This window comes from Lysinibacillus sp. FSL L8-0126 (assembly GCF_038630385.1).
Taxonomy (GTDB): domain Bacteria; phylum Bacillota; class Bacilli; order Bacillales_A; family Planococcaceae; genus Lysinibacillus; species Lysinibacillus fusiformis_D.
Genome location: NZ_CP152028.1, coordinates 1,411,889 through 1,437,232 on the forward strand (window position 1 = coordinate 1,411,889; position 25,344 = coordinate 1,437,232).

Annotated in this window: 23 protein-coding genes, 3 tRNA genes and 1 rRNA gene; 4 read left to right on the plus strand and 23 right to left on the minus strand. The window is 39.2% G+C overall.

Features of this window, described 5'->3' with window-relative positions:
• Positions 1 to 46: 46 nt before the first annotated feature.
• The 19 genes from MHI34_RS06770 to MHI34_RS06860 all read right to left on the minus strand — a co-directional run bounded on the left by MHI34_RS06770 (position 47) and on the right by MHI34_RS06860 (position 22,293).
• Positions 47 to 1,598 (minus strand): 16S ribosomal RNA (locus MHI34_RS06770).
• 875 nt (positions 1,599 to 2,473) lie between these two features.
• Positions 2,474 to 2,755 carry a hypothetical protein gene (locus tag MHI34_RS06775; protein ID WP_036123109.1) on the minus strand — a complete coding sequence of 94 codons (282 nt, stop codon included), beginning with the start codon at positions 2,753 to 2,755 and terminating at the stop codon, positions 2,474 to 2,476.
• Positions 2,756 to 2,964: 209 nt separating this feature from the next.
• Positions 2,965 to 4,470, minus strand: coding sequence for a lysine--tRNA ligase (gene lysS, locus MHI34_RS06780; protein WP_082673746.1), 1,506 nt, complete (start codon positions 4,468 to 4,470; stop codon positions 2,965 to 2,967).
• Positions 4,471 to 4,651: 181 nt separating this feature from the next.
• On the minus strand, positions 4,652 to 5,692 hold the full coding sequence (gene dusB, locus MHI34_RS06785) for a tRNA dihydrouridine synthase DusB (RefSeq protein WP_036120709.1): 1,041 nt from the start codon (positions 5,690 to 5,692) through the stop codon (positions 4,652 to 4,654).
• Between the two features lie 88 nt (positions 5,693 to 5,780).
• Positions 5,781 to 6,293: a 2-amino-4-hydroxy-6-hydroxymethyldihydropteridine diphosphokinase gene (gene folK, locus MHI34_RS06790; RefSeq protein WP_058844493.1), complete on the minus strand. Its 513-nt coding sequence runs from the start codon at positions 6,291 to 6,293 to the stop codon at positions 5,781 to 5,783.
• Positions 6,293 to 6,658: a dihydroneopterin aldolase gene (gene folB / locus MHI34_RS06795; RefSeq protein ID WP_036120703.1), complete on the minus strand. Its 366-nt coding sequence runs from the start codon at positions 6,656 to 6,658 to the stop codon at positions 6,293 to 6,295. Before folB ends, folK begins: the two co-directional genes overlap by 1 nt.
• Positions 6,658 to 7,512 carry a dihydropteroate synthase gene (folP, locus tag MHI34_RS06800; protein WP_036120700.1) on the minus strand — a complete coding sequence of 285 codons (855 nt, stop codon included), beginning with the start codon at positions 7,510 to 7,512 and terminating at the stop codon, positions 6,658 to 6,660. The genes folB and folP overlap by 1 nt, the downstream gene beginning before the upstream one ends.
• Before the next feature lie 13 nt (positions 7,513 to 7,525).
• Complete coding sequence (pabC, locus tag MHI34_RS06805; protein ID WP_058844492.1) at positions 7,526 to 8,365, minus strand: aminodeoxychorismate lyase; 840 nt, start codon at positions 8,363 to 8,365, stop codon at positions 7,526 to 7,528.
• Positions 8,366 to 8,947, minus strand: coding sequence for an aminodeoxychorismate/anthranilate synthase component II (pabA, locus tag MHI34_RS06810; protein ID WP_089934837.1), 582 nt, complete (start codon positions 8,945 to 8,947; stop codon positions 8,366 to 8,368).
• Positions 8,944 to 10,374 carry an anthranilate synthase component I family protein gene (locus tag MHI34_RS06815; RefSeq protein ID WP_082673745.1) on the minus strand — a complete coding sequence of 477 codons (1,431 nt, stop codon included), beginning with the start codon at positions 10,372 to 10,374 and terminating at the stop codon, positions 8,944 to 8,946. Before MHI34_RS06815 ends, pabA begins: the two co-directional genes overlap by 4 nt.
• A gap of 127 nt (positions 10,375 to 10,501) precedes the next feature.
• A complete protein-coding gene (gene cysK / locus MHI34_RS06820; protein ID WP_036120688.1) occupies positions 10,502 to 11,431 on the minus strand; it encodes a cysteine synthase A in 930 nt (309 codons plus the stop codon).
• A 249-nt stretch (positions 11,432 to 11,680) separates the two neighbouring features.
• A complete protein-coding gene (locus MHI34_RS06825; protein ID WP_036120685.1) occupies positions 11,681 to 12,652 on the minus strand; it encodes a peptidyl-prolyl cis-trans isomerase in 972 nt (323 codons plus the stop codon).
• Positions 12,636 to 13,517 (minus strand): Hsp33 family molecular chaperone HslO, encoded by an 882-nt coding sequence (gene hslO, locus MHI34_RS06830; protein WP_036120682.1) that lies wholly within the window; start codon positions 13,515 to 13,517, stop codon positions 12,636 to 12,638. The genes MHI34_RS06825 and hslO overlap by 17 nt, the downstream gene beginning before the upstream one ends.
• 21 nt (positions 13,518 to 13,538) lie before the next feature.
• Entirely contained in the window at positions 13,539 to 14,306 is a 768-nt protein-coding gene (locus MHI34_RS06835; RefSeq protein WP_058844489.1) for a type III pantothenate kinase, read from the minus strand.
• Between the two features lie 245 nt (positions 14,307 to 14,551).
• Entirely contained in the window at positions 14,552 to 15,352 is an 801-nt protein-coding gene (locus MHI34_RS06840) for an aldo/keto reductase (protein WP_051891624.1), read from the minus strand.
• 195 nt (positions 15,353 to 15,547) lie between these two features.
• Positions 15,548 to 17,575 carry an ATP-dependent zinc metalloprotease FtsH gene (gene ftsH, locus MHI34_RS06845; protein WP_036120673.1) on the minus strand — a complete coding sequence of 676 codons (2,028 nt, stop codon included), beginning with the start codon at positions 17,573 to 17,575 and terminating at the stop codon, positions 15,548 to 15,550.
• Between the two features lie 278 nt (positions 17,576 to 17,853).
• Complete coding sequence (hpt, locus tag MHI34_RS06850) at positions 17,854 to 18,396, minus strand: hypoxanthine phosphoribosyltransferase (RefSeq protein ID WP_036120670.1); 543 nt, start codon at positions 18,394 to 18,396, stop codon at positions 17,854 to 17,856.
• Positions 18,397 to 18,463: 67 nt separating this feature from the next.
• Positions 18,464 to 19,870, minus strand: a complete 1,407-nt coding sequence (tilS, locus tag MHI34_RS06855) for a tRNA lysidine(34) synthetase TilS (RefSeq protein WP_036120667.1) — start codon at positions 19,868 to 19,870, stop codon at positions 18,464 to 18,466.
• A 29-nt stretch (positions 19,871 to 19,899) separates the two neighbouring features.
• Complete coding sequence (locus MHI34_RS06860) at positions 19,900 to 22,293, minus strand: SpoIIE family protein phosphatase (RefSeq protein WP_342504288.1); 2,394 nt, start codon at positions 22,291 to 22,293, stop codon at positions 19,900 to 19,902.
• Positions 22,294 to 22,705: 412 nt separating this feature from the next.
• Here MHI34_RS06860 and MHI34_RS06865 point away from each other — a divergent pair.
• The 4 genes from MHI34_RS06865 (at position 22,706) to MHI34_RS06880 (ending at position 23,359) form a co-directional block, all read left to right on the plus strand.
• A tRNA-Gly gene (locus MHI34_RS06865) sits at positions 22,706 to 22,780 on the plus strand.
• Positions 22,781 to 22,790: 10 nt separating this feature from the next.
• Positions 22,791 to 22,867 (plus strand) — tRNA-Met (locus tag MHI34_RS06870).
• 5 nt (positions 22,868 to 22,872) lie between these two features.
• Positions 22,873 to 22,944: transfer RNA gene (locus MHI34_RS06875), tRNA-Glu, on the plus strand.
• Positions 22,945 to 23,107: 163 nt separating this feature from the next.
• Positions 23,108 to 23,359 carry a hypothetical protein gene (locus tag MHI34_RS06880; protein ID WP_036122369.1) on the plus strand — a complete coding sequence of 84 codons (252 nt, stop codon included), beginning with the start codon at positions 23,108 to 23,110 and terminating at the stop codon, positions 23,357 to 23,359.
• An 88-nt stretch (positions 23,360 to 23,447) separates the two neighbouring features.
• Here MHI34_RS06880 and MHI34_RS06885 read toward each other — a convergent pair whose 3' ends face one another.
• The 4 genes from MHI34_RS06885 to yabP form a co-directional block, all read right to left on the minus strand.
• On the minus strand, positions 23,448 to 23,876 hold the full coding sequence (locus tag MHI34_RS06885) for a S1 domain-containing RNA-binding protein (protein ID WP_004229154.1): 429 nt from the start codon (positions 23,874 to 23,876) through the stop codon (positions 23,448 to 23,450).
• Positions 23,877 to 24,010: 134 nt separating this feature from the next.
• Positions 24,011 to 24,415, minus strand: coding sequence for a septum formation initiator family protein (locus tag MHI34_RS06890; RefSeq protein WP_036122366.1), 405 nt, complete (start codon positions 24,413 to 24,415; stop codon positions 24,011 to 24,013).
• A gap of 17 nt (positions 24,416 to 24,432) precedes the next feature.
• Positions 24,433 to 24,924 (minus strand): spore cortex biosynthesis protein YabQ, encoded by a 492-nt coding sequence (gene yabQ / locus MHI34_RS06895; protein WP_036122364.1) that lies wholly within the window; start codon positions 24,922 to 24,924, stop codon positions 24,433 to 24,435.
• Positions 24,921 to 25,220 carry a sporulation protein YabP gene (gene yabP / locus MHI34_RS06900; RefSeq protein ID WP_004229167.1) on the minus strand — a complete coding sequence of 100 codons (300 nt, stop codon included), beginning with the start codon at positions 25,218 to 25,220 and terminating at the stop codon, positions 24,921 to 24,923. The genes yabQ and yabP overlap by 4 nt, the downstream gene beginning before the upstream one ends.
• Positions 25,221 to 25,344: the final 124 nt, after the last annotated feature.

Genomic DNA, 25,344 nt, shown 5'->3' on the forward strand with positions numbered 1-25,344 from the left:
ACGTAATCTTACAAACCCTAGGTTTGTATTCCGAAATAATCCTTAGAAAGGAGGTGATCCAGCCGCACCTTCCGATACGGCTACCTTGTTACGACTTCACCCCAATCATCTATCCCACCTTCGGCGGCTGGCTCCAAAAGGTTACCTCACCGACTTCGGGTGTTACAAACTCTCGTGGTGTGACGGGCGGTGTGTACAAGGCCCGGGAACGTATTCACCGCGGCATGCTGATCCGCGATTACTAGCGATTCCGGCTTCATGTAGGCGAGTTGCAGCCTACAATCCGAACTGAGAACGACTTTATCGGATTAGCTCCCTCTCGCGAGTTGGCAACCGTTTGTATCGTCCATTGTAGCACGTGTGTAGCCCAGGTCATAAGGGGCATGATGATTTGACGTCATCCCCACCTTCCTCCGGTTTGTCACCGGCAGTCACCTTAGAGTGCCCAACTAAATGATGGCAACTAAGATCAAGGGTTGCGCTCGTTGCGGGACTTAACCCAACATCTCACGACACGAGCTGACGACAACCATGCACCACCTGTCACCGTTGCCCCCGAAGGGGAAACTATATCTCTACAGTGGTCAACGGGATGTCAAGACCTGGTAAGGTTCTTCGCGTTGCTTCGAATTAAACCACATGCTCCACCGCTTGTGCGGGCCCCCGTCAATTCCTTTGAGTTTCAGTCTTGCGACCGTACTCCCCAGGCGGAGTGCTTAATGCGTTAGCTGCAGCACTAAGGGGCGGAAACCCCCTAACACTTAGCACTCATCGTTTACGGCGTGGACTACCAGGGTATCTAATCCTGTTTGCTCCCCACGCTTTCGCGCCTCAGTGTCAGTTACAGACCAGATAGTCGCCTTCGCCACTGGTGTTCCTCCAAATCTCTACGCATTTCACCGCTACACTTGGAATTCCACTATCCTCTTCTGCACTCAAGTCTCCCAGTTTCCAATGACCCTCCACGGTTGAGCCGTGGGCTTTCACATCAGACTTAAGAAACCACCTGCGCGCGCTTTACGCCCAATAATTCCGGACAACGCTTGCCACCTACGTATTACCGCGGCTGCTGGCACGTAGTTAGCCGTGGCTTTCTAATAAGGTACCGTCAAGGTACAGCCAGTTACTACTGTACTTGTTCTTCCCTTACAACAGAGTTTTACGAACCGAAATCCTTCTTCACTCACGCGGCGTTGCTCCATCAGGCTTTCGCCCATTGTGGAAGATTCCCTACTGCTGCCTCCCGTAGGAGTCTGGGCCGTGTCTCAGTCCCAGTGTGGCCGATCACCCTCTCAGGTCGGCTACGCATCGTCGCCTTGGTGAGCCGTTACCTCACCAACTAGCTAATGCGCCGCGGGCCCATCCTATAGCGACAGCCGAAACCGTCTTTCAGTGTTTCACCATGAGGTGAAACAGATTATTCGGTATTAGCCCCGGTTTCCCGGAGTTATCCCAAACTATAAGGTAGGTTGCCCACGTGTTACTCACCCGTCCGCCGCTAACGTCGAAGGAGCAAGCTCCTTCTCTGTTCGCTCGACTTGCATGTATTAGGCACGCCGCCAGCGTTCGTCCTGAGCCAGGATCAAACTCTCCATAAAAGAAATTTGAATAGCTCAAATTGTTTTGCTGGCATCAATTTTGATGTCCAAAATTTTGTTTTGTTCACTAACCGAAGTTAGTTACTGAAAACTTTATTGATTACGTTTTGCTTGTTCAGTTTTCAAGGTTCATTTCGTCAACCATCTTTCGACAGCAACTTTTATATTATAACAACATCATTTCTCTTTGTCAACATCTTTTTTCAAGAAAACTTTCATTCCCAGAAGAGACAACTTTTAAATCTTATCATAACCACTTTACCAAGTCAACATCTTTTTATTCAAATTGTTTTTGAAGTTTGATGTTAGTTCTTACGTCGTCTTAACGACAAGTAATAATTTATCACGTTATGATAGACTTGGCAAGTGTTTTTTAAATAAAATCTATTGAATTAAAAAAACACAAATTTATAAGCATTTTTGTGCATTTACGAGAATACCAAATTGAGATATTCTCTTTGCTTACTTAATTATTTGTTTTACTATACATCTCTTTCTTTTAAATCTCAATGTTTTAAAATAAAAATACTTATTTATTCTCAAGATACCATTTGTTTAGGAAAGGAAATCTCAGTGGTATTTGTTTGTAAACATTACTCCTTCAGATTTATAAATCAAAGTCTTGTAAATTGTAATCAACATAGCAATATAATTTCATGCTATAACGCTACTATGAATAAATCCCGTTGCCTTCTGGATAGTTTGAATCTAAGCAACCTTTCGCACAAACCTACTTTTAATTTTATAACCGCCATAACAACGTTTCCTATATAAGTCACTATAAAGCTCTATTTAGTTTTTCATTTCCTAACAAATAAGCAGGCGCTAAAGTGCTTCTACTGCACTTTAGCGCCTGCTTACTGCTATTTATGTCCCTATTTAAGGTCATCCGCTTGAGGATCCACAATATTTAAGCACCATAAGAAATTGTCCCACGCAGAATACCAGCCACTGAAAACTTCAGAAGAATCATCCCAACGAACGTCGAATTTCTTGTGGCCATCTATTTCTACTAAATATAAAGTAAGGTTCTCATCTTTTTTAGCAACCACTAATTTCATACCATTCTCAAGTTCTTCTTCAGTAAATGGCACATCAGAAACCGAACGTAGTTGTGCCTGTTCAAATACTTGTTTGTTAATAATTTTGTAATTCATTATAAGCCCCCAATAAAAATACTTCTTTTTATACTTTTTGAATTTGAAAAACATAGAACTATAAAAGTATAACCTAAATTTAATCCTCGTTTAAACAACTTAATTTTTTTATAGCTTAAAAAGAGGAGAACTCACCTATATTGTGAATTCTCCTCTTCATTCATTACTATTCTTTTATTGCTTCACGAAAAGACTTCATTACAATTTAACTATTTTGTAATATGACGCATTGTTGGGAATAATAATACATCACGAATTGATGGTGAATTTGTAAGAAGCATGATTAAACGGTCAATACCAATACCTAGTCCACCTGTTGGAGGCATACCGTATTCCAACGCTTCAATGAAATCGTTGTCCATTTCATGTGCTTCATCGTTACCAGCTGCTTTTTCTGCTAATTGCGCTTCAAAGCGTTGGCGTTGGTCGATTGGATCATTTAATTCTGTGAAGGCATTTGCATGCTCACGACGAACAATAAATAGCTCAAAACGATCTGTGAAACGCTCGTCCTCTGGATTCTTCTTCGCAAGAGGTGAAATTTCTACTGGATGACCATATACAAATGTTGGCTGTACAAGAGTCTCTTCTACTTTTTGTTCAAAGAATTCATTAATGATATGACCCACTTCATGAACATCTTTCACTTCTACTCCGTGCTCTTTTGCAAGTGCTTGCGCTTGTTCTTTTGTCATTGGCTGCCAGAAGTCTACACCTGTTGCCTCTTTTACAGCGTCTACCATGTGTACTCGTTTCCAACCTACTGCAAGGTTGATTTCATCTTCTCCATATTGAACTGTCGTTGTACCAAGAACTTCTTGCGCAACATGTGCAATAAGGTTTTCAGTTAGTGACATGATATCTTGATAATCAGCATATGCTTCATATAGCTCAATCATTGTAAATTCAGGGTTATGACGTGTAGAGATTCCTTCGTTACGGAATACACGACCGATTTCATAAACTTTCTCTAAACCACCAACTATTAAACGTTTTAAATGCAATTCGATTGCGATTCGCATATATAGTTCCATATCTAGTGCATTGTGGTGCGTAATAAATGGACGAGCAGCTGCACCACCAGCAATCGTATGAAGCATTGGTGTTTCTACTTCTAAATATCCAGAGTTATCTAGATAATTACGGATTGCACGGATGATTTTAGAACGAGTTATAAATGTTTTTTTACTATCTTCATTTGTCATTAAATCTAAGTAACGTTGGCGATAACGTTGCTCAACATCCTGTAGGCCGTGGAATTTCTCTGGCATAGGACGAAGTGCTTTTGTAAGGAACGTGAAGCCCTCCGCTTTTACTGAAAGCTCTCCAACTTGTGTACGGAATACGTTTCCACGCACTCCAACAATATCTCCTAAGTCTGCTTGCTTAAATAATTCATATGCTTCCTCGCCTACATGATCTTGACGAACATAAATTTGAATTTGGCCACCTAAATCTTGAATATGGGCAAAGCCAGCTTTTCCTTTACCACGTTTCGTCATAATACGACCCGCAATAACAACCTCTTGAAGGTTTTCTTCTAGCTGCTCTTTTGTTTGGTCTGCAAATTGCTCACGCACTTCTGTTGATAAATGTGTACGCTCAAAACGACTTCCGAAAGGGTCTTGTCCGTTTTCTAGTATTGTCGTCATTTTTTGGCGTCTCACCAAAAGTTGATCATTTAATTCTTCTATATTATTTGACACTTGTTTCACTCCTTAAGTAAATTGTCCGTGTTTACGTCCATAATATTTCTATTGTACACAATTTTAGTGCTGTAATCATCTGTTTCAATTTATTTTCAATCCAACAAAAGATGATTAATAATTCTAAAAATTAAAGTTAGCAACACAAAGGCGCCTCTTTTAAAAATACCGAGACGCCCTATACATATCACTATACAATTAATTCCTTAGCTTCTGGACCGACTAAATTAAATTCGCTCTCTTCATATTCCTGCACAAGGCCATTTAATAGCGCACGAAGGTCTGCCGCCGTTTCTGTTTGGTTAATAGCATTACGTGCTTTCCCATTACCACGAATTCCTTTTAAATACCATGACGCATGTTTACGCATTTCACGCACCGCAATTCCTTCTCCTTTTAATTGGAGAAGACGTTCAAAGTGTAGGAGACATACATCCATTTTTTCTCGAACACTTGGTTCTTCCTTTAACTCACCTGTTTCTAGGTATTGAACCGTGCGGTAAATCATCCATGGATTACCTAATGCAGCACGTCCAATCATGACTGCATCTACTCCTGTAGTTTCAAGCATACGTTTAGCATCTTGTGGTGTTTCCACGTCACCATTACCAAGCACAGGAATGTTTACATTCTCCTTCACTTGACGAATGAAATCCCAATTCGCTTTACCTTCATACATTTGTACACGTGTACGACCATGAACCGCCACCGCTGCTGCACCTGCACGCTCAACAGCTTGTGCATTTTCCACTGCAAAAATATGCTCGTCATCCCAGCCAATACGCATTTTTACGCTGACTGGTTTTTTGACAGCATCCACAACAGCCGCTACCATTTCATATACTTTATTTGGATCAAGTAACAAGCGGGCTCCTGCTTCACATTTAATGATTTTATTAACAGGGCACCCCATGTTGATATCAATAATATCAGCAGTTGTATTTTCATCCACATATTTCGCCGCTTCCACTAAAGTTGCTTTATCTCCACCAAAAATTTGCAATGACAGAGGATTTTCACGTTCATCGATATAAAGCATCCCTAATGTTTTTTCGTTTTTTTGGACAATACCCTTATCACTAATCATTTCAGCATACACGAGACCTGCTCCGAACTCTTTAACCGTTAATCGGAAAGCAGAGTTACAGATCCCAGCCATTGGCGCTAAAACCACTCGATTGTCCATGACGATATCGCCAATTTGAAACGGCTTCTCTGTTGTAAGACTCAACGTTGTCTTCCTCCTCTAAAAGCTTTTACCTATTATTTGCTATCTATTGTTAATGCTATGCATTAATCTTTCATCCACATACTATTACTTAATGCACCGTTGAAAACTCTTCAAACGGACTCCATAGGGTGATACCTTCATTTTCGCAATCCATTTGCTGCAACAGATCGTGCGCTTGTTGTAGCTGTACATCAAAGGGTGATGCTGCAATCTCTACTAATGGTACTAAGACGAATGCTCTTTCGTACATTCTTGGATGGGGAACTGTTAAACTCTCCGTTTCAATATTCTCTTGATTGTAAAGTAAAATGTCAAGGTCAATGATTCGTGGGCCCCAGCGAAATTCTCGAACACGCCCTAATTCCTGTTCTATGGATTGGCAGATCTTCAACATATCAGCAGAAGAAACATCTGTTTTTAGATGAACAGCAATATTTAAAAAATCTGCCTGATCTGTATAACCCACTGCAGCAGTTTCATAAACGGACGATACACGAACAAGTTTAATACCTTCCGTTTCCTTTAAAAGGGCAACTGCATGCTGAAGATTTTCATATCTCTCTCCCATATTCGTTCCGATAGATAAATAGACATCCTTCATCAGAAATCACCTCTCGTTACCTCAACAGACACCTCTTTGTAATAGCCATGAATTGGTGGGTCTGGTTTAATTAGTTCTACACGAACTCCTTTTACTTTATCAGGGTAGGTTGTTAATATTGCATCCGCTACTCTCACGACCAGAGCCTCAATTAGCTTAAACGGTTCCCCCTCCACAATATCACGGCATAATGCATAGACCTCTGCATAGTTCACTGTATAAGAGAGATCATCTGTTTCTCCAGCCTTGGTCATATCTACAGCAAGGGAAACATTTGCTCGAAAGCGTTGACCTAGAGTTGTTTCTGCTGCTAATACACCATGGTAGCCATAAAACTGCATGTCCTTTAAATGAATGTAATCCATCACGCTTCCTCCTTAAACAAACGTTTTCCCACTAAGACATCAGCCATATACGTAGCACGCGTCATTTCCTTTACATCATGAACACGTATCATATGACAGCCCTTTTCAATTCCATAAACCACTGTCGCACTTGTCCCTTCAAGACGCTCTTCAACAGGTAGTTTTAAGACATTGCCAATCATTGATTTACGTGACGTTGCTAATAATACAGGGTAACCCATAGCTACTAAATCCTTTAAGTGTTGCATCATAACTATATTTTGGCCAGTATTTTTAGCAAAGCCGATACCTGGATCTAAGATGATATGATGTTCAGGAACCCCCGCTTGCTGAGCGATGGCAATACTTTTCTCTAAGTCCATTTTTGCTGTCGCCCAAAAATCAACACCATAATCCATATTTTCGCGATTATGCATTAAAATAATAGGCACATGTAAATCCGCAGCAACCTGAGCAATTTCTGGCTCAGCCTTCGCACCCCAAATATCATTAATCATATGTGCCCCTGCTTCAATAGCAGCACGGGCTACATTTGCTTTATACGTATCAACGGAAATAACGGCCCTTACTTCTTTCGCTAATGCTTGAATAACGGGCACAATGCGGGCAATTTCATCTTCATCTGAAATTCGTTCATACCCAGGGCGTGTAGATTCCCCACCTACATCAATTATTTTAGCCCCTTCAGCCACCATTTTTTTCGCTTGAGCAACAGCAGCTTCTACATTGTTGTATTTTCCACCATCTGAGAAGGAATCTGGTGTAACATTGAGAATCCCCATAACAAATGTTTCTTTTGTATAGTCTAATGTAATACCATTAAGCGTTAATGGTTTCTTATATTTTTCTAGCATGTAAACGCTCCCTCTATCCTTGCTCCACTTCTTGAACAAATGCCTCATGTAAACACGAATAAATCGGCCCATTATTACCTAAAAATTGCACATTCTCTAAGCTACTAATCGGCACAAGCTCTTGTACTGAATTGGTAATGAAGCATTCCGTACTTTGTAGTAAGTCTTCTTTTGTATAAAAACCTTCTTTAACTTCTAAATCGAGTGCAGAGGCCTTCTCTATAACCCACGCTCGAATAATACCCGGTAAAATACCTGTCTCTAAGGAAGGCGTATATAGTATATCATTATTTACCCAAAAAACGTTTGATGTCACACCTTCAGCCACATAGCCCTGTTCTGTTAAAAAGAACCCTTCTTGTTGTGCCAGTGATAGCATTTCAAAGCGGCCAAGCACGTTGTTACCATAATGATGTGATTTAACTCGCAATCCTTGTTCAGGTGTATTGCGTGGCGTTGAAAGCCATTGCGCAATTTTCTCCGTCCCACGTTTTGTATTCTGAAGTTCTTTTCGAAAGATAATGACATTGGGTTGTTTATATTCTGTTGGCTGTAATCCAATATGATGTTCTCCAGCTGATACATTTAAACGGAAGTAGCCATCCTGACCGCCAGCCAGCTTGTTTAACTGTTGCACAACTTCAAGTAAAAATTTTTCAGGATAGGTTAAATGAATGTGATACTGAGATAAAGCAAGCTGTAATCTATCCATATGCTCTTCCCAGCGAAATACCTGACCTCTATATGTGCGGAATGTTTCAAAAAAGCCCAATCCATATAAAAAGCCATGATCAAATGGAGAAATCCGCAAATCCTGTGCGGCCATATAGTTTCCATTCATCCAGCACTGCATCTATTCCACTCCTTCTACATACTTCTCTATAAATTGACGCAATAGTTTTTTGCCTTGCTCTGTCATAATAGATTCTGGATGATATTGTACACCCTCTATCGAATATTCCGTGTGACGAAGCCCCATAATTTCTCCCTCTTCTGTCCAAGCGGTTACTTCTAGACATGCTGGTAACGTCTCTTTTTCTACAATAAGAGAGTGGTAACGTGTGGCCTGGAAGGGATTTGGCATACCTTTATGCAAACCCACTTCAGCATGTAGCACAGGTGATGTCTTACCATGCATAAGATGCTCAGCTCGTATGACATTGCCACCAAACACCTGTGCAAGTGCCTGATGACCCAGGCAGACCCCTAAAATCGGAATATTTCCCGCGAAATATTTAATAATGTTCAGGCTTTCACCTGCCTCATTTGGACTACATGGTCCTGGAGAAATAACAATCATATCAGGTGCAAGTTGCTCAATCTCCTCTACTGTTATATCATCATTTCGTTTCACTACTATCTCATGACCAAATTCACCTAAATATTGTACGATGTTGTAGATAAATGAATCATAATTATCAATCATTAAAATCATTTTGCTCGCTCCTCTGCCATTGCCTTTGCCTGCCACATTGCCTTCGCCTTATTTAAGGATTCCTGATACTCCCTTTCTGGCACAGAGTCAATGACAATACCTGCTCCAGCTTGAATATGTGCAACCCCATCTTTTATAAATGCTGTACGGATCACAATATTAAACTCCATATCACCTGTATAGCCGAGCCAACCGATAGAACCAGTGTATAAACCTCGTCGTACAGGCTCCAGTTCTTCAATAATTTCCATGGTGCGGATCTTTGGCGCACCTGTAATCGTCCCACCTGGGAACATTGCACGGATAACATCTGCATTCGTTTTATCTTCCGCTATTTCTCCTCGTACATTTGAAACAATGTGCATGACATGTGAATAGCGCTCAATGACCATAAATTCGTCCACTTCCACTGTTCCATAGGCTGATACTCGTCCTAAATCATTGCGCTCTAAATCCACTAACATCACATGCTCAGCACGTTCTTTCTCATTATCAATCAACTCTTGTGCCAATGCTAAATCTTCCGCTTCGGATTTCCCTCTTGGTCGAGTACCTGCAATGGGTCTTGTCGATAATTCATTGCCATGACGTTTTACTAATAACTCGGGTGACCCAGAAACTACAGCAAAATCAGGCGCTTCAATATAAGCCATGTATGGCGACGGATTAAACGCTCGTAAAGCCTCGTAGACATCCATCGCAGTCGCATTTAAGTTCTTGGACTGACGAACAGACAAGTTTACCTGAAACACATCCCCCTGTGCTATATAGGTTTGAATTTTCTTTACAGCTGCTTCAAAATCAGTTCCTGCAAATGAGACAAGCAATTCATGCTCATCATTAGCAACTTCTACAGCATTTGTTTTTTCAAATTTACGCGCCTCTAAACCAGACTGTGCTGCAACCTGCCAGTTGTTAGCCCATTCTTCCAAGTTAACGTCACTATCTTCTAGCTTCATAAGAGTAACTGTATTCGTTTTCACATCATGTACTGCCCAACTATCAAAAATATAAAAATAGATATCTGGTATTTGCAAGTCATCCTTTGCCATATTAGGAAGTACTTCAATTTTACGTGCATAATCATATGCAACAAATCCAATAGCCCCTCCTTGAAAAACAGGAAGGTCCACATTATAAGAAATTCGATATTCCGCTACAAGCTCTTCCAGTAAAGCTAGAGATTCACCTTGTAAAATTTCTTGTCTATCATTTTTCCAGTTTACTAAAAGCCCCTCCTCTACTGATTGTGCAGTAGCTAACGGATTCCAAGCAGCTATCGTAAAATGCCCTCCGCGTCCACTCTCTAAAAACACATGCGCTTGCTGTGTCTCTGTTTGCTTCTTATAGCTATAAAAAAATGAATCTGCATCCATTGTTAATGTTTTTGTAAGTATTGTTTTCAAGTTATTTTCCCCTTTAAACATGTGGTGTGATTCCATCTTAACTTGAATATTACATAGAAGCGAATATTTTTATAATTTTAATAGTGTCCGTTTTTATGCACTAAAAAGGACTCCTTTTAAAAAGGAGCCCTTACATAAAAATCTTTATTTAGTCTTCAAATTGGTATAAAGGTGTTGAAAGGTAACGCTCTCCGTTAGAAGGTACAATGGCAAGAACATTCGAACCTTTACCTAAACGTTTTGCCGCTTCAATCGCAGCATAGATGGCAGCACCAGATGAAATACCACATAGGATACCTTCTTCACGTGCTACTTTACGTGCTACTTCAAAAGCAACCTCATTTTCAACAGGGAATACAGCAGAATAAACATCTGTATCTAGTACTTCTGGTACAAATCCAGCTCCAATACCTTGAATTTTATGTGGCCCTGGTTGACCACCAGAAAGAACCGGTGAATCTTTTGGTTCAACAGCAATGATTTCAATGTTTGGATACTTTTCTTTTAATACAGCACCTGCACCTGTAATGGTACCACCTGTACCAACGCCAGCTACAAATGCATCAAGTGTTAGGCCATCAAATGCTTCTACAATTTCAGGACCTGTTGTCAGACGGTGAATAACAGCGTTCGCTGGATTTGTAAATTGTTGTGGGAGGAAGTAGCCATGCTCAGCAGATAGTTCTTCTGCTTTAGCAATTGCACCCTTCATGCCTGCTGGACCAGGTGTTAACACAAGCTCTGCACCATAAGCTCGTAATAAGTTACGACGCTCTAAACTCATTGTTTCTGGCATAACTAAAATCGCTTTGTATCCTTTAGCAGCAGCAATCATCGCAAGACCGATACCTGTATTACCAGAAGTCGGCTCAATGATTGTACCACCCGGCTTTAATGTCCCGTCTTTTTCTGCAGCTTCAATCATTGCTAGAGCTAGACGGTCTTTTACTGAGCTTCCTGGATTAAAATATTCTAATTTTACATACACAGTGCCTTCATTTTCATTTGTTGCATGATTTAATTTTACAATTGGTGTTTTACCAACTAATTCAGCCACTGAATTCGCTAATCTACTCATTTACTAATCCACTCCCAATCCCTACTATTTTTATAGGTTTTACTTATTTTGTATTTTATCAATTTTTCCATTCGATTGTCAATAAATAAAACTTATATTTTCAGAATATTTATCATTACTTAAAACGGAAAAGCCTTATCATCTGTCTACAAAAAAAGAATCTGCATCCATTGGGTATGTCACTACGAATGCCTGCAAGTTTGATCAGACTCATTTTACCCCGCAAAACTTGCAGACTCTTTTCATGTATTATTTTTCTTTTTTAGACTCTCCATAATACCAAGTAGCATTAAATTCAGACCAAAATGCTTCCGGTGTAACAGATTGCGTCAATTGCTCTAAAGCCAATTCACGCTCAATATGTTCTTTCACATCGTCATATGTAAAGGATTGTCCTTCTAATACCTCTTGCACTTGAACAATTCCATAATGACCATTATCTAACTTAAAGGCTTTACTTACCTCATTTGCCTTAAGAGATTTCACAGTATTAATAATGGTAGGGTCCACATTCTCCTGATTCTCTGTGAGGAAACCAATATCTCCTCCTAGACTGGCTGAAGCACTATCAACAGATATTTCTCGTGCCAGCACTGTAAAATCAGAACCATTTTTCAATTCACCTAGTGCCTCATCAGCAGCTTTTTTTGAATCGACTTCAATAAAATTCGTACGATAGCTTGTTTTTGTATTATATAACCCCTGATTTTCCTCATAATACTTTTCAACACTTTCTTCCTCTATCACTACGTCCTTCGTGAGTACTTTATCCAATATAAGCTGTGAACGAATTTTTTGGCGTAGTTGCTCTACTGATAGATTTTGCATGGCTGTATCAAACTTATCTTGAGCAGAACGCATTAACGCAAGTTCAAGATCTATTTCTTTATCGGTAACTTTAATTTTATATGTTTTTGCTGCCTTTTCCATTACCGATTCATTTACTAAATTTTGTAGTGTTTCTTTACCATATCGTTCTTCCATGGCAATCATCCACTCTTGGCGCGTGATCACATCCCCATCAATGGCAGCGACTTGTTCGTCGCTACCAATTTCCTGACCTTTGTTTGGGATTAACCAGCTGATGAACCATAAAATATTTCCTAATAACAGAATCGCTATGACAGCTAAAGCAGGCTTTGTCTTTAAACGACGTTGCAGTAAAGGCGTTTGGTTTGGTGTTACAGTGGTTGAAGGTCGTCGATTACGCGTTGAGCTCATCAATAAACCCTTCTAGCTCATCCTTAGAAAAACTGTATGTCTCTAGGCAGAAGTGACACTCTGCTTCCGCTCCGCCATCCTCTTCAATCATTTCTCTAATTTCCGCTGCTCCTAAACCTAAAATTGCTGCACCAAACCGCTCTTTTGTACATTGACATTTAAATTCAACTGGCATGGAATCTAAAATTTGTAGATGTCCATTTCCTAAAACAGCTTCTAAAATTTGCTCTGGTGTAAAGCCTTTTTCAATCATTTTTGAAACAGGCTCTATTGTAGCAAGATGTTGTTCAATTTCATTGATTGTTTCTTCCTCACAGCCCGGCATTAATTGAAGAATAAATCCGCCTGCTGCAAGAATAGTGTTGTCTGGATTGACTAATACACCTAATCCAACTGATGATGGTACTTGCTCAGATGTTGCGAAATAATAAGTAAAGTCTTCAGCGATTTCACCCGAAACAATTGGTGTTTGTCCAGAGAACATATCTCTCAATCCAAGATCTTTAACAATTGTAAGAAATCCTTCTGTACCAACGCCTGCTCGAACATCTAACTTCCCTTGCTCATTTAAATCAAAGTGAACATGGGGGTTTGTAACAAATCCGCGTACTTCCCCATGTGCATTACTATCAATTACCATAGGGCCAATTGGACCGTCACCCTCAATTTTAATCGTGATTTTCTCTTCACCTTTTAACATAGCTCCCATCATGACAGCTGCTGTCATTGAACGACCTAAAGCTGCTGACACAACTGGCCAAGTATCATGACGACGTTGCGCTTCACCTACTGTAGCAGTTGTACGAGCTGCAAACACACGAACTTGCCCATTAAATCCTAACCCTCTTACTAAATAATCATTCATAAATGGAATGTCCCTCATTTCCTATTGGTTACGTTTATATAGCTTATATAAACCCTTCAAAGTTAAAAACGGATCCACAACATCAATGATTTGTGTCTCCCCTGCGATTAAATTTGCTAGCCCACCTGTAGCAATAACTAATGGCTCCTCTTTACTTTGTGCTTTCATCCGGTTAACAATGCCCTCTACTTGTCCTACAAAGCCATAAAAAATACCTGCCTGCATGGCAGAAACGGTCGTTTTCCCGACAATATGTGAAGGCCGTACTATTTCAATACGCGGCAATCTTGCAGCCTGTGTATAAAGAGCCTCTGTAGAAATCGTTATACCCGGCGCGATAGCACCACCCATGTAATCGCCCTTCTCATTCAAATAACAATAGGTTGTCGCTGTACCAAAATCAACTATGATACAAGGGGCTTTATATAAATCTAGAGCTGCTATGGCATTCACAATGCGATCTGACCCAACCTCACGCGGATTTTCGTATTTAATATTTAAACCCGTTTTCACACCCGGGCCAACTACCAAAGGCTTTCTTCGAAAATATTTCTGACACATCGCGTCTAATGAAAACATAATTGGTGGCACAACTGAGGATATAATAATACCTGTAATTTGTTCAAATGAAATGCCTGCATGATTAAAAAATGAAAGAACTTGCATAGCATATTCATCCTCTGTTTTATGAAGGTCCGTCACCATACGCCAATGGAAAGCTAATTGTTCGTTGTCATCATAGACACCTAATACAATATTAGAATTCCCTGCATCTAAAACTAAAATCAAGGCTGACACCTCCCCTATCATCATTGCACCTTTCATAAACCTAACATGACAGCTACAATCTAATTGAAATGAAGATAAAATACTTTAGAAAATGATACCATACTTTTTACCTTGATTCAGCATTCATCTCCTTCCTCTAAAGGCGTGAGCGGAATGCTTACTTTATTTTTTCAGTGGATGTTCATCTATAACGATGAAAGCTTCTTTAAAAAGGAGCTCCCTAAACTAGGCAGCCCCTTTGAAAATCATTTAAAATTAAATTTTTCTGGATCTGGACCACAACGTAGACCATCATTCAATGCATCCAACTGTGTCATTTCTTGCTCAGATAACGCAAAGTCAAAAACATCAAGGTTTTCAGACATACGTGCCGGTGTCATCGTCTTTGGAATTGTGACAACATGATGCTGTACATCATAGCGTAACACAATCTGTGCAGGTGTCTTGCTGTATTTAGAGGCTAATTCTTGAATCAACGCTTCTTCAAGTAGAGAGCCATTCATCAATGGAGACCACGCCTCCACCTGTATACCCTTATCCTCACAATAGGCACGTACTTCCTCTTGTGTTAAATGTGGGTGAAATTCAATTTGATTAATAACAGGAATAACAGTCGTTTCCTTCAAAAGGCTTTCTAAATGATGCACATGGAAATTACTAACACCAATTGAGCGTACTCGACCATCTTGATAAATTTTTTCTAGTGCTTTGTAAACCTTAATATAATTTTGATCAATTCCTGGCCAGTGCACTAAATACAAATCTAAATAGTCTAATCCCATTTTCTCTAAACTGCTATCATATGCGGCAAGTGTTTTTTCATAGGAAAGACCATCGTTCCAAACTTTGGATGTGATAAATAGTTCTTCACGAGTTACTAAACCTTCTTCAATTGCGGCTTGTATTCCACGACCAACACTTTCTTCATTGCGATATACTTGTGCTGTATCAATGCTACGATAACCTTTAGCAATAGCTGTTTTTACGGCTTCTGCTAGGTCATCTCCTTCAGGTACTCGAAAAACACCATAACCAACCAAAGGCATCTTAAGTCCATTATTCAATGTTACATTTCCCACGTTAAACACTCCAATCTGTTTTCACTAACTTTACATCTTCTCTCCACCCTAAGAGCAGAGTTATATGTAACTGTCTTACATAAATATATCCTAATGCTTATTAGCAAGAAAAGGCAAAGAAAAAGACTGTTTACCTAATTTTAGTAAACAGTCTTTTCTACTTTAATCACGTTTCTCATCGATACCTTTAGGAGCATCATTTGGTTCTTTACTTTCTTTTGCCAGATTTAAAGTTGTTGGGTTAGGCTCTTTGCTAAGTAGCTCTTTTTCAACAGTTGGTTCACCAATAGTATCTAATGTTGGCTTCGCTTCAATTTTCGGAGTGCTCTCCTCAATACTTTCTACGACCTCTGGCTCTGGTAAAATACCATGATCACGTAAATGTTCGATTTCCTGTGCATTTAATGTTTCTTTCTCCATTAAAGTATTGGCAATTAAATCAAGCAAATCACGTTTCTCCGTTAGGATGCGTTTTGTACGCTCATATTGTGTATCAATAATTTTTTGCATTTCTTTATCAATTTCATAGGCTACTGAGTCAGAATAATTTTGATCTGAATTAAAGTCGCGACCAAGGAATACATTGCCACCCTGACTTGAACCAAATTGCATAGCACCAAGGTTTTCACTCATTCCGTATTCGGTAACCATAGCACGAGCAATGCTTGTAACTTTTTGGAAATCGTTATGTGCCCCAGTAGAAACTTCACCAAGAACAATTTCTTCAGCTACACGACCACCAAGAAGGCCTGCAATACGATCTAAGAGCTCTTGCTTTGTTGTAAAGAAACGTTCTTCCTTCGGTAACATAATCGCATATCCACCCGCTTGACCACGAGGAACAATTGTTACTTTGTGCACTGTATCCGCTTCATCAAGCTCAAGACCTACTACTACGTGACCAGCCTCATGGAAGGATACCAGTTTTTTCTCTTTAGCTGAGTATACTCGACTTGCTTTAGCTGGACCCGCAATTACTCGGTCAGAGGCTTCATCGATATCCGCCATACTAATCGTACGTTTACTTTTACGAGCTGCTACAAGTGCTGCTTCGTTTAGTAAGTTTTCTAAATCTGCACCGGAGAAACCTGGAGTACGTTGAGCAACTGCAGCTAAATCAACTGTATCTGCTAAAGGTTTATTACGTGCATGTACTTTAAGAATTGCTTCGCGCCCTTTTACATCAGGATGACCTACAGTAATTTGGCGGTCAAATCGACCTGGACGTAATAACGCTTTATCTAAAATATCTGGGCGGTTTGTTGCAGCAATGATAATAATACCTTCATTTGCTCCGAAACCATCCATTTCAACCAATAATTGGTTCAGTGTTTGTTCACGTTCGTCATGACCACCGCCAAGACCAGCGCCACGTTGACGACCAACCGCATCAATCTCATCGATAAAGATGATACATGGTGCGTTTTTCTTCGCGTTTTCAAATAAATCTCGAACACGTGATGCACCGACGCCGACAAACATTTCTACGAAGTCAGAACCTGAAATTGAGAAGAAAGGAACGCCTGCTTCGCCTGCCACTGCACGTGCAAGTAATGTTTTACCTGTACCTGGAGGACCGACAAGTAAGATACCTTTTGGAATGCGTGCACCGATTTCAGTGAACTTGCGATGGTCTTTTAAAAAATCTACAACCTCTACAAGCTCTGCTTTCTCTTCATCAGCACCTGCTACATCTGTAAAACGAACTTTTTTCTTTTGGTCATCATAAAGTTTAGCTTTACTTTTACCAAAGCTCATCACTTTATTACCGCCACCCTGAGATTGGCTCATTAGGAAGAAGAATAAGAAAATGATGATGATGAAAGGAATAATTCCTGTAAAGAATTGAATCCATCCACTTGTTTCTGGTGCTGCTAAAAAACTAATATTACTATCTTTATCCTTAGCAGCCTCATCGATACGGTCCATTAAAGATTGGTTTTCACGAGGGATATTCACTGTAAAGCTTTGACCCTTCTCATAACCTTTCAGTGTACCTTCAACGATGTAAACTGATTTATCAGGTTGAATTGTAGCACTTGTTATTTCTTTCTTATCTAGAGCTTGTTGAAACTCATGATAAGATAACTCTTTCGTTGGTGAATTTCCACTATTGAAAGTACCAAAAATACCGATAATCACTAGGAAAATCAGTAAATAAAATATGGTATATCGAAATATTCGATTCATCTCCAGCCTCCTCATTACAAACAGAAAAATTATAAGTAAAATCTTAACATATCATGATTTCATCATACAACGAAAAGCCCTACTTAAAAAATGTTTCGTTCACTTTTGCCGTTATCAAAACAGTTTTAGGCCATCTTTATATGTCCCAGCGTAATTGTACCTGTTCCTTGGACTCGATATAGCTGAACATTGTGTCAAGATTTTGAATTATGTTAAACATAACGAAAAATACATGACTTGCGCTGGAGGCCTTTGCATTTATAGCTGGTTTTTGTAACTTAGAAAGAATAAACTTCAGGCTTCAGTATACCAATATAAGGTAAATTACGATATTTTTCTGCGTAATCTAAGCCATACCCTACAACAAAGCCATCCGGCACTTCAAAACCAACATAGTCAGCAGATAAGTCCACTTTACGGCCTGATGGTTTATCTAATAATGTAACAATTTTGATGGACTTTGCTTTGCGGTATTTAAATAAATCTACTAAATAGCTTAACGTTAAACCACTATCGATAATATCCTCAATAATTAATACGTCACGTCCCTCAACGCTTGTGTTTAAATCTTTTAAAATTTTCACTTCACCCGATGACACAGTAGCATTACCATAACTAGAAACATCCATAAAATCCAATTCGATGAAAGAATCGAAGCGTTTCATTAGGTCTGTCATAAATGGCATTGCTCCTTTAAGCACACCAACAGCTAATGGGAATGCATCTTTGTATTCCTCTGTTAATTGTGCACCTAAATGTGCAATTCTTTCTTGCAGTTGTTCTTCTGTAATCATAATTTTTTCGATGTCGTTTTGTAACATATCGATTCCTCCTCGTGATGTATCAAAAAATTTTCAACCAATTATGGTGAAATATTTTACAAAGACCTTAGTCTACGATGAGCACTGTATCATCGTTTGGTTGCGGAGTGGTTGAAAAAAATATTCCCATACGCACACCAATTACCGCTACCACCTCATCAGATTGAGAAATCAGTAACGGCCAGCTATTTCGCTCATTTAAAGGAATCTTTTCATCTATAAAAAGGCGAGATAAGCGTTTTGGCTGATCCATTCCTTTTAACAGCATTCTGTCTCCGTCCTTGCGTGCTCGAATATAGAGCGGTAGTTGGAGTTTGCTAGCGTTAAAATAAAAAAGCTGTGCAGTATCCGTCAGCAATTCAGACGATAAATCATGCAAATTGACTACGCATAAGCGTTCACCATTTGTCAGTGTTGTCCATCCATCAGCAGCCGTAATCATTTGTTTCTCAGGAGATGTTTGGCCTTCTAATGGCTTATTCTTCTGAATCGTTAATTTCCCGTAAAGGCGAACTGCTAGAAAATCTTCAGGCAAGTGAATTTCAGCATACCCTGCTGTTGTATCACAAAGCTTTAAAATTGAAGTCAATAAAGCATAACTTTGTATCGTATTTGAATCTTTGTAAAGATAGTTTAATAGTATTAAAATGAGCCTCCTTTGTAAAGCAAGTGGTACCAATTGAAAAGCCTCAATTTCCATGCTATATGTATTTTCGTTACTTCTTATGATGGTTTGAGAAAATACATCTTGGGCTAATGTCATTAAAAAGGTATCGTCTTCTTGCAATTGCTTTGTGAAATGGGCCACCTGCTCAGTCACTCTCGGATTTTCTGCCTCCAGTAAAGGCACCACATGATGTCTAAAGCGATTGCGTACATAGGTGTCTTTGGAATTGCTAGCATCTTCTCGATAATCCAAACCTTTTCTAAGTAAATATTCCCTTATTTCAGACTTTGTAACCGTTAAAAACGGACGAATTAATGATTTGCCTTCAAAACATCGTTGAGGACGTATGCCTTGCATACTGTTCATTGTTGCATTTTTTGTAAGGGCCATTAATACTGACTCCAGTTGGTCATCCGCATGATGTGCAGTTACAAGCTTATTGGCATTTGTTTTTCTCAAGATTTCTTTGAAATATCGATACCTCTCCCTACGACAAATTAACTGTGTATTACCATTTTCCTGTGCCATAATTGCAGGTATTGGAATATCTGTAGCATGTAAGTAAACACCATTGTCGTCACAATACTTTTGGACAAATGCTCTATCTGCAGCAGAGTTTTGCCCTCTCAACATATGATCGACATGTACTGCTTCCACCTGAATGTTCCACTGCGCCTGTGTTTGGATAAAGTAATGGAGTAACGCCATAGAGTCTACCCCACCCGAAACGGCGATGAGAAGATGATCGCCTTGCTGTAATAATTGCTCTTCTTCAATAAATGTTTTGACCTTTAATTCAAATGACAAACGCTTCTCCTCCCCTTTTCGTTGTTATTTTAAGATGAATTACTCATAGAATACTGAGCTGGTCTAAAGACAGCCCATGTCGGTACAACATGCGTCACCTCTAACATTAATACTGTACAGTCATCTTCTATTTCGAAATACCCTTGGAATGATTGCATGATCGTTGTTAGCTTTTCTTGAATGGTTTTATTTGTACTGGCAACCTGCTGTGCAAAAGCTAAAAATGTTTCCTCTTGCTCATCCCAATCATCTACACTTGAAAACAGGCCATCTGAGTGCATTAAAATAACGTCTCCTGCCTTCAGTTTTCTTTTTTCAGCTTCTACTGTTGAAATAGATAAAAATCCTACAGGTGCTGCATTACTTTCAACTTTCAGCACCTCTTTTCCACGTAAAATATAGGTCGACATACCTCCAGCCTTCCACGACCACAAATCACCATGCTGTAAATCAACAAGTGCAAAATCAAGTGTTGCATACATATCATCCTGTTGCTTTAATGACATAACATAATGCAATGTATGCATCGCCGTTTCCGGATTCATATTGTAATTAAGACACTCTCGCATCAAGTGGATCAATTTTCTACTTTCATGTTGTGCTTCTTTATTTTGCCCCATACCATCAGACAGCAAAATGGCAAATAGTCCTGGATGCAATTGGAAGAGGGCATGAGAGTCTCCAGAATATAGTGTTGCATCTTTCGACATGCTATATATATCATACTCTACTTCAAAGCTAATAGCTGATCTAAAGCATATTTGAACATGACGAAACGGTATTTCACAGGCTATTACTTTTTCTATTTCAAAAGGTTCATCGAAAATCTCATAAAGAATTGGCAGAATCATGCGTTCAGCTAATGTTGTATCTTCCTCCCAGTTGACACGTGCTGGTGCTAAAGCACAAACAATCTTTCTTGCACCTGGCTTATTGCTAAGCACATCTAGTTGAAAACATTCAATATTGGCATCCTTTAAGCGTTCAGCAATATCCTTTTCTACACTAACAAATGAAATTGCATCCTCCTTCATCTCAGCGATTAACTGGTTTAAATGGTTACTCATATCACGAAGTTGCAGGGCAATCATTTTTTTACCATGAAAGTACTGCCCATTAATGCGTTCCCTATAAAGCTCTGTATCTAATTCCTCGAAAATCTTCGTCGATTTTACGCATTTATACCGTATTTGTTCTTCTACACGATGAATAGCTGATTCCTTGCCTACTCCTTTCATATGAAACCAGTCTGTCACAAGCTTGTCCATACCGTTATTTTTAGCACCCCAGCAATGTTCATAGCGGAAACAGCTTAAACAAGTGTTCATTGGAGATACTTCCTTCGCAGCTTCAACTGGAACCGTCATAAAGCGATCAAATACAAGCTCCTTCATGAATTGTACAAAATGCTGAAAATGCTCTAATTTATACGTTACATGTTCGGTTAACCAATTCTGTCGTGCCAGTAAAATCTCCTCACGTTGTGGGAAAAGCTTGTCCCTCACCCTATCTGAATATTTCTTTGGGATCGTTAGAAAAAGAATGCTCCCGATGGCAATGGAGGTAAAATACACGCTATCTAAAGGCAGTGTGGCGTCATAAAATAAAAAAAAGACACTTGGCAAAATACTACCGATCGCAACACCAAATCTACCACCTTTAGCTCCCATTCCTGCACACAGCCCCGTTAAGGTCGCAACTGAAAGCATCCCGGTAAATGAAAGCTTAGCAATACCGATAAGAGTTCCCAGCACTGCTCCGATTACTGTTGCTAATGGGACACTGCCAACCAATGCACCAAAACAGATAAAAAGCTGCAATAAAAAAATGGGGAGTGAGAAATAGCTAATCACAACTGCTTGCATCCCAGTAAGCATGGCAGCAAACACGACTAATCCAGAGCCTAGCTTCTCATATGTCCAATGACTCGTAAACCATTCATACGAGTTAACAAATAGCACTTGCATAAACAGCGTCATAATAAGAGCTAGAGCTGCCTCACAGCCTACATAAAATTGTACAAGCACTGGTGGTAAGCCTTGATACATCACCCCTTGCCACATTATTTGTACCAGTAATACAGCTAAAGACACCGCAATACTTTGGGGCAACTGCCAGTAACGGAAACGCATGATACATTCATACATAACAATTTGTAACGCTAGAATGAAGACTTGTCCAAAACCAAGGAAAAAACAACCTGCTAAACTACCGAATAAAACGAATTTGGCATACTCCCTATACTTTGTTCGAATAATGGCCCAAAAAGGAACTGAGAACGGTACAGCTGCTTCAAATACAACAGATTGAGCTAAGAAAAAGGCGGTTAAAAAAAAGAGAGAACCTATTAGGATCTGCTTCTTTTTCATACCGATCTTTTGGTCATCTACATTCGTTGTATTATACCATTCAATACTTGTCATTTAATTATCCCCTTTCCGCACTTTTGGTTATTATAAAAAATTATGTGCGGAAAGATTGTCTGACGTTGACAGAAAAAAATATAAATATTTCGACTAATAGCTATTCATAAATACGAGAATTGGCAACAATTTCTTTCGCAACAGCCTAACATTCATGAAAAACGTTGAAAAATCCACTTATAAAAACAAAATTGTAATGACTTGCTATTCATCTTAAAGCTTAGTGCGAGGGCATTCTATGAGCTATCAATCACTTTATTCAACTGTTACCACGATACATTTCTACGTAAGAACAAAAAATCCGCTAAAATACTCTTCTATGCTAGTTTTTACGAAATATATTTTTTTAAAAAACCTACTTGACACTAGCACGTTTGGCTTGTATTATTTAACTTGTTGCTTAAACGACTGTGCGGAAGTAGTTCAGTGGTAGAACACCACCTTGCCAAGGTGGGGGTCGCGAGTTCGAACCTCGTCTTCCGCTCCATATAGTAATTGGCGGCCTAGCTCAGCTGGCTAGAGCGTACGGTTCATACCCGTAAGGTCGGGGGTTCGATCCCCTCGGCCGCCACCATAGTAGGCCCGTTGGTCAAGTGGTTAAGACACCGCCCTTTCACGGCGGTAACACGGGTTCGAATCCCGTACGGGTCATCTCAAATAGGCGCCTCAGAACTAAATTCTGAGGCGCCTATTTTTATTGTAATCTATTTTGTCACTATTCCCATCTATCCGTCTGTTCATTTATAGCTATGTGACTGCGTATAAAAATATGGCATACTAAAGAAAAGAGTGTTTTTTAGGAGGTTAAATTCCCTTGAGTGCATTAACAAAAGCCGCGTTAATTTGCGGAAGTGGCTCGATGATTATTCTTATTTCAATTCTTATTAATTTACCTTTTTTTGTTCAAATAATCCTATTACTTTGTGGACTTGCCGTGAGTGTATATGGTGTTTTCTTACTTGTCAAAATGGTTACTCATCCAGTGGAGAAAACATCCATAGCTTCTGCCGATGAAAAAACAATAAACCCCACAAAAAAGAAAAAGAGACCTTCTTCTACTTTGTAGGTAAATGAAAAAAAGGGATTAGCTTTATTAAAAAGCTAATCCCAACTCTATTTCATACACTTTTTCTACGATTAAAACAGTCAGCAAACTACCCTCTTCTAGCTCCGCGACCTCCGCGTTTTGATTCTGTAGCACGTTTAAGTGTTGCTAGACGTTCATCACTATCTTTTAAGAAGCGTGCCATTTTTTGCTCAAAATTTTCTTTTGGCTGGTGGCGTTCGTTACGATCATTAGAACGATTATCACGACGTGGACGTGCTGGACGTTCTGGTCTCTCAGCTTGAGGCTTTGCTTTACGGATTGAAAGACCGATCTTCCCGTCCGCTTCAACATTCATCACTTTTACTTCAACTTCATCTCCAACTTTTAGATGCTCATTGATATCTTTTACATAATTGTCAGCAACTTCACTAATGTGAACTAAGCCTGTTTTGCCATCTGGCAGCTCAACGAATGCTCCAAAATTTGTGATTCCTGTTACTTTACCTTGTACCTTGCTGCCTACTTCAATTGACATAAAAAAAATGCTCCTCCTTAAAAATTAAGCGACTCATTTGAGCCATGTAATCAATTTAATCAAACCTTTTATTGCATTAAGCTTCTCTTTTCATTATATATAACAATAAAAGAGTGTCAACAATACACAGCTTTTCAGTCGTCTTTTTTATCTTCCTTATCTGGAATGATAAAAATAATCTCACCTTCATCAGATAAGTAATACTCTTTTCTTAATAGCTTTGCGATATATTCATCATCCTGTAATTGTTTGATTTTAAGATTTAATGTATCTTGTTCTTCTTTCAATTCAGTGAGATGCTGATTCGCTTCTTTCTTTAATTTCTCTTTTGCTGCTAAAGTTTCATTTTGATGTGATAGCACATTTAAGAGAAGAGCGATAATAATGACTGGTACAATCGCAAAAAAGACAATACGACGCAATTTACGTTTACGAGCCTGCTGTTTGCGATTTATAGCTCTATCCGTGTTACGGACATAGTCATTATCAAGCTTCGTGAAATTTTGTTGTTCATCATCTGATGAATGACGTCTAGTCATGCCCGCACCTCCGAAAATTATTGTTGCTTTCTATTATACTTCAAATATCGTAATTTTTTAAAAAAAGTGTAGGACAAATAGGAATAAATTTTGACAAAAGGTCTTATAACAAACATTACTATATTTATGAATAGCTGCAAAATTTGTCGAATAACAGCGACTATGAAGCGTACAATGAACCAGAAGGGTCTCCAAGTTATATTCACCACAATTCTAGCAATGAAACGTAAAAAATTTTGAAATAACGATTGATACAAAAAAATTCCGGCTATTTGCGCTAGCGGGTCATAAGCCCGCCAAGCGCCGTCTTTTAGCCAAAATAATAAATAGTATGTCGCTCCCCCAAGTAGAATCCATGTTATTAATTCAACAATCATCATCCACTTTCGAAGGCTTGACCTTTTTGGAGTTGAAAAAACTACGAGCCTTACACTATCAATAATGAAACCAACTGCTATACCGCTCAAAACCATGACAATTAATTGATATAATTGTTCACTAACAATCATCCAAATAACTTATGAAGGAAACCTTTCGAGAAGCCACTTTCCTCCTCGTCGTACTGTAAGGTTTTTACAGTTCCTTCAAGCGTCAATAATCCTTTATCAACATCTAAATGAACGATATGCAGTTCTTCTCCGCGAATTAACAAGTGCCCTTGGGACGTCTTAATGAAAAACTCTTCCTGATCAAAGCGTTCAATTGATTTTACAGAAGTCATGTCCATTCTTTTACGATTACGAATCGTTAAAATATGCTCTCCAGATGGAATTGTGTAACGATTACTTTCTTGATGTAGCGTCATTTTTTTCCTCCTTTAGTCGTCCTAGCTTCTGTTCACTTTATGCGGACAACCTTCAAAGCATGACAACTTTATTTAAGTTGTGTAATACTTTCATCCACAAAAGAAAGGTGGGACAACATTAGGA

Excerpts from the sequence above, each read along its gene's own strand:
- hpt (WP_036120670.1), bottom strand. The coding sequence starts at position 18,396 with ATGTTACAAAACGACATCGAAAAAATTATGATTACAGAAGAACAACTG.
- ftsH (WP_036120673.1), bottom strand. The coding sequence starts at position 17,575 with ATGAATCGAATATTTCGATATACCATATTTTATTTACTGATTTTCCTA.
- MHI34_RS06825 (WP_036120685.1), bottom strand. The coding sequence starts at position 12,652 with ATGAGCTCAACGCGTAATCGACGACCTTCAACCACTGTAACACCAAAC.
- pabC (WP_058844492.1), bottom strand. The coding sequence starts at position 8,365 with ATGCAGTGCTGGATGAATGGAAACTATATGGCCGCACAGGATTTGCGG.
- MHI34_RS06840 (WP_051891624.1), bottom strand. The coding sequence starts at position 15,352 with ATGCCTTTGGTTGGTTATGGTGTTTTTCGAGTACCTGAAGGAGATGAC.
- MHI34_RS06775 (WP_036123109.1), bottom strand. The coding sequence starts at position 2,755 with ATGAATTACAAAATTATTAACAAACAAGTATTTGAACAGGCACAACTA.
- MHI34_RS06815 (WP_082673745.1), bottom strand. The coding sequence starts at position 10,374 with ATGTTTAAAGGGGAAAATAACTTGAAAACAATACTTACAAAAACATTA.
- folP (WP_036120700.1), bottom strand. The coding sequence starts at position 7,512 with ATGCTAGAAAAATATAAGAAACCATTAACGCTTAATGGTATTACATTA.
- MHI34_RS06885 (WP_004229154.1), bottom strand. The coding sequence starts at position 23,876 with ATGTCAATTGAAGTAGGCAGCAAGGTACAAGGTAAAGTAACAGGAATC.
- yabQ (WP_036122364.1), bottom strand. The coding sequence starts at position 24,924 with ATGATTGTTAGTGAACAATTATATCAATTAATTGTCATGGTTTTGAGC.
- cysK (WP_036120688.1), bottom strand. The coding sequence starts at position 11,431 with ATGAGTAGATTAGCGAATTCAGTGGCTGAATTAGTTGGTAAAACACCA.
- pabA (WP_089934837.1), bottom strand. The coding sequence starts at position 8,947 with ATGATTTTAATGATTGATAATTATGATTCATTTATCTACAACATCGTA.
- MHI34_RS06860 (WP_342504288.1), bottom strand. The coding sequence starts at position 22,293 with ATGACAAGTATTGAATGGTATAATACAACGAATGTAGATGACCAAAAG.
- folK (WP_058844493.1), bottom strand. The coding sequence starts at position 6,293 with ATGAAGGATGTCTATTTATCTATCGGAACGAATATGGGAGAGAGATAT.
- folB (WP_036120703.1), bottom strand. The coding sequence starts at position 6,658 with ATGGATTACATTCATTTAAAGGACATGCAGTTTTATGGCTACCATGGT.
- yabP (WP_004229167.1), bottom strand. The coding sequence starts at position 25,220 with ATGACGCTACATCAAGAAAGTAATCGTTACACAATTCCATCTGGAGAG.
- hslO (WP_036120682.1), bottom strand. The coding sequence starts at position 13,517 with ATGAATGATTATTTAGTAAGAGGGTTAGGATTTAATGGGCAAGTTCGT.
- MHI34_RS06890 (WP_036122366.1), bottom strand. The coding sequence starts at position 24,415 with ATGACTAGACGTCATTCATCAGATGATGAACAACAAAATTTCACGAAG.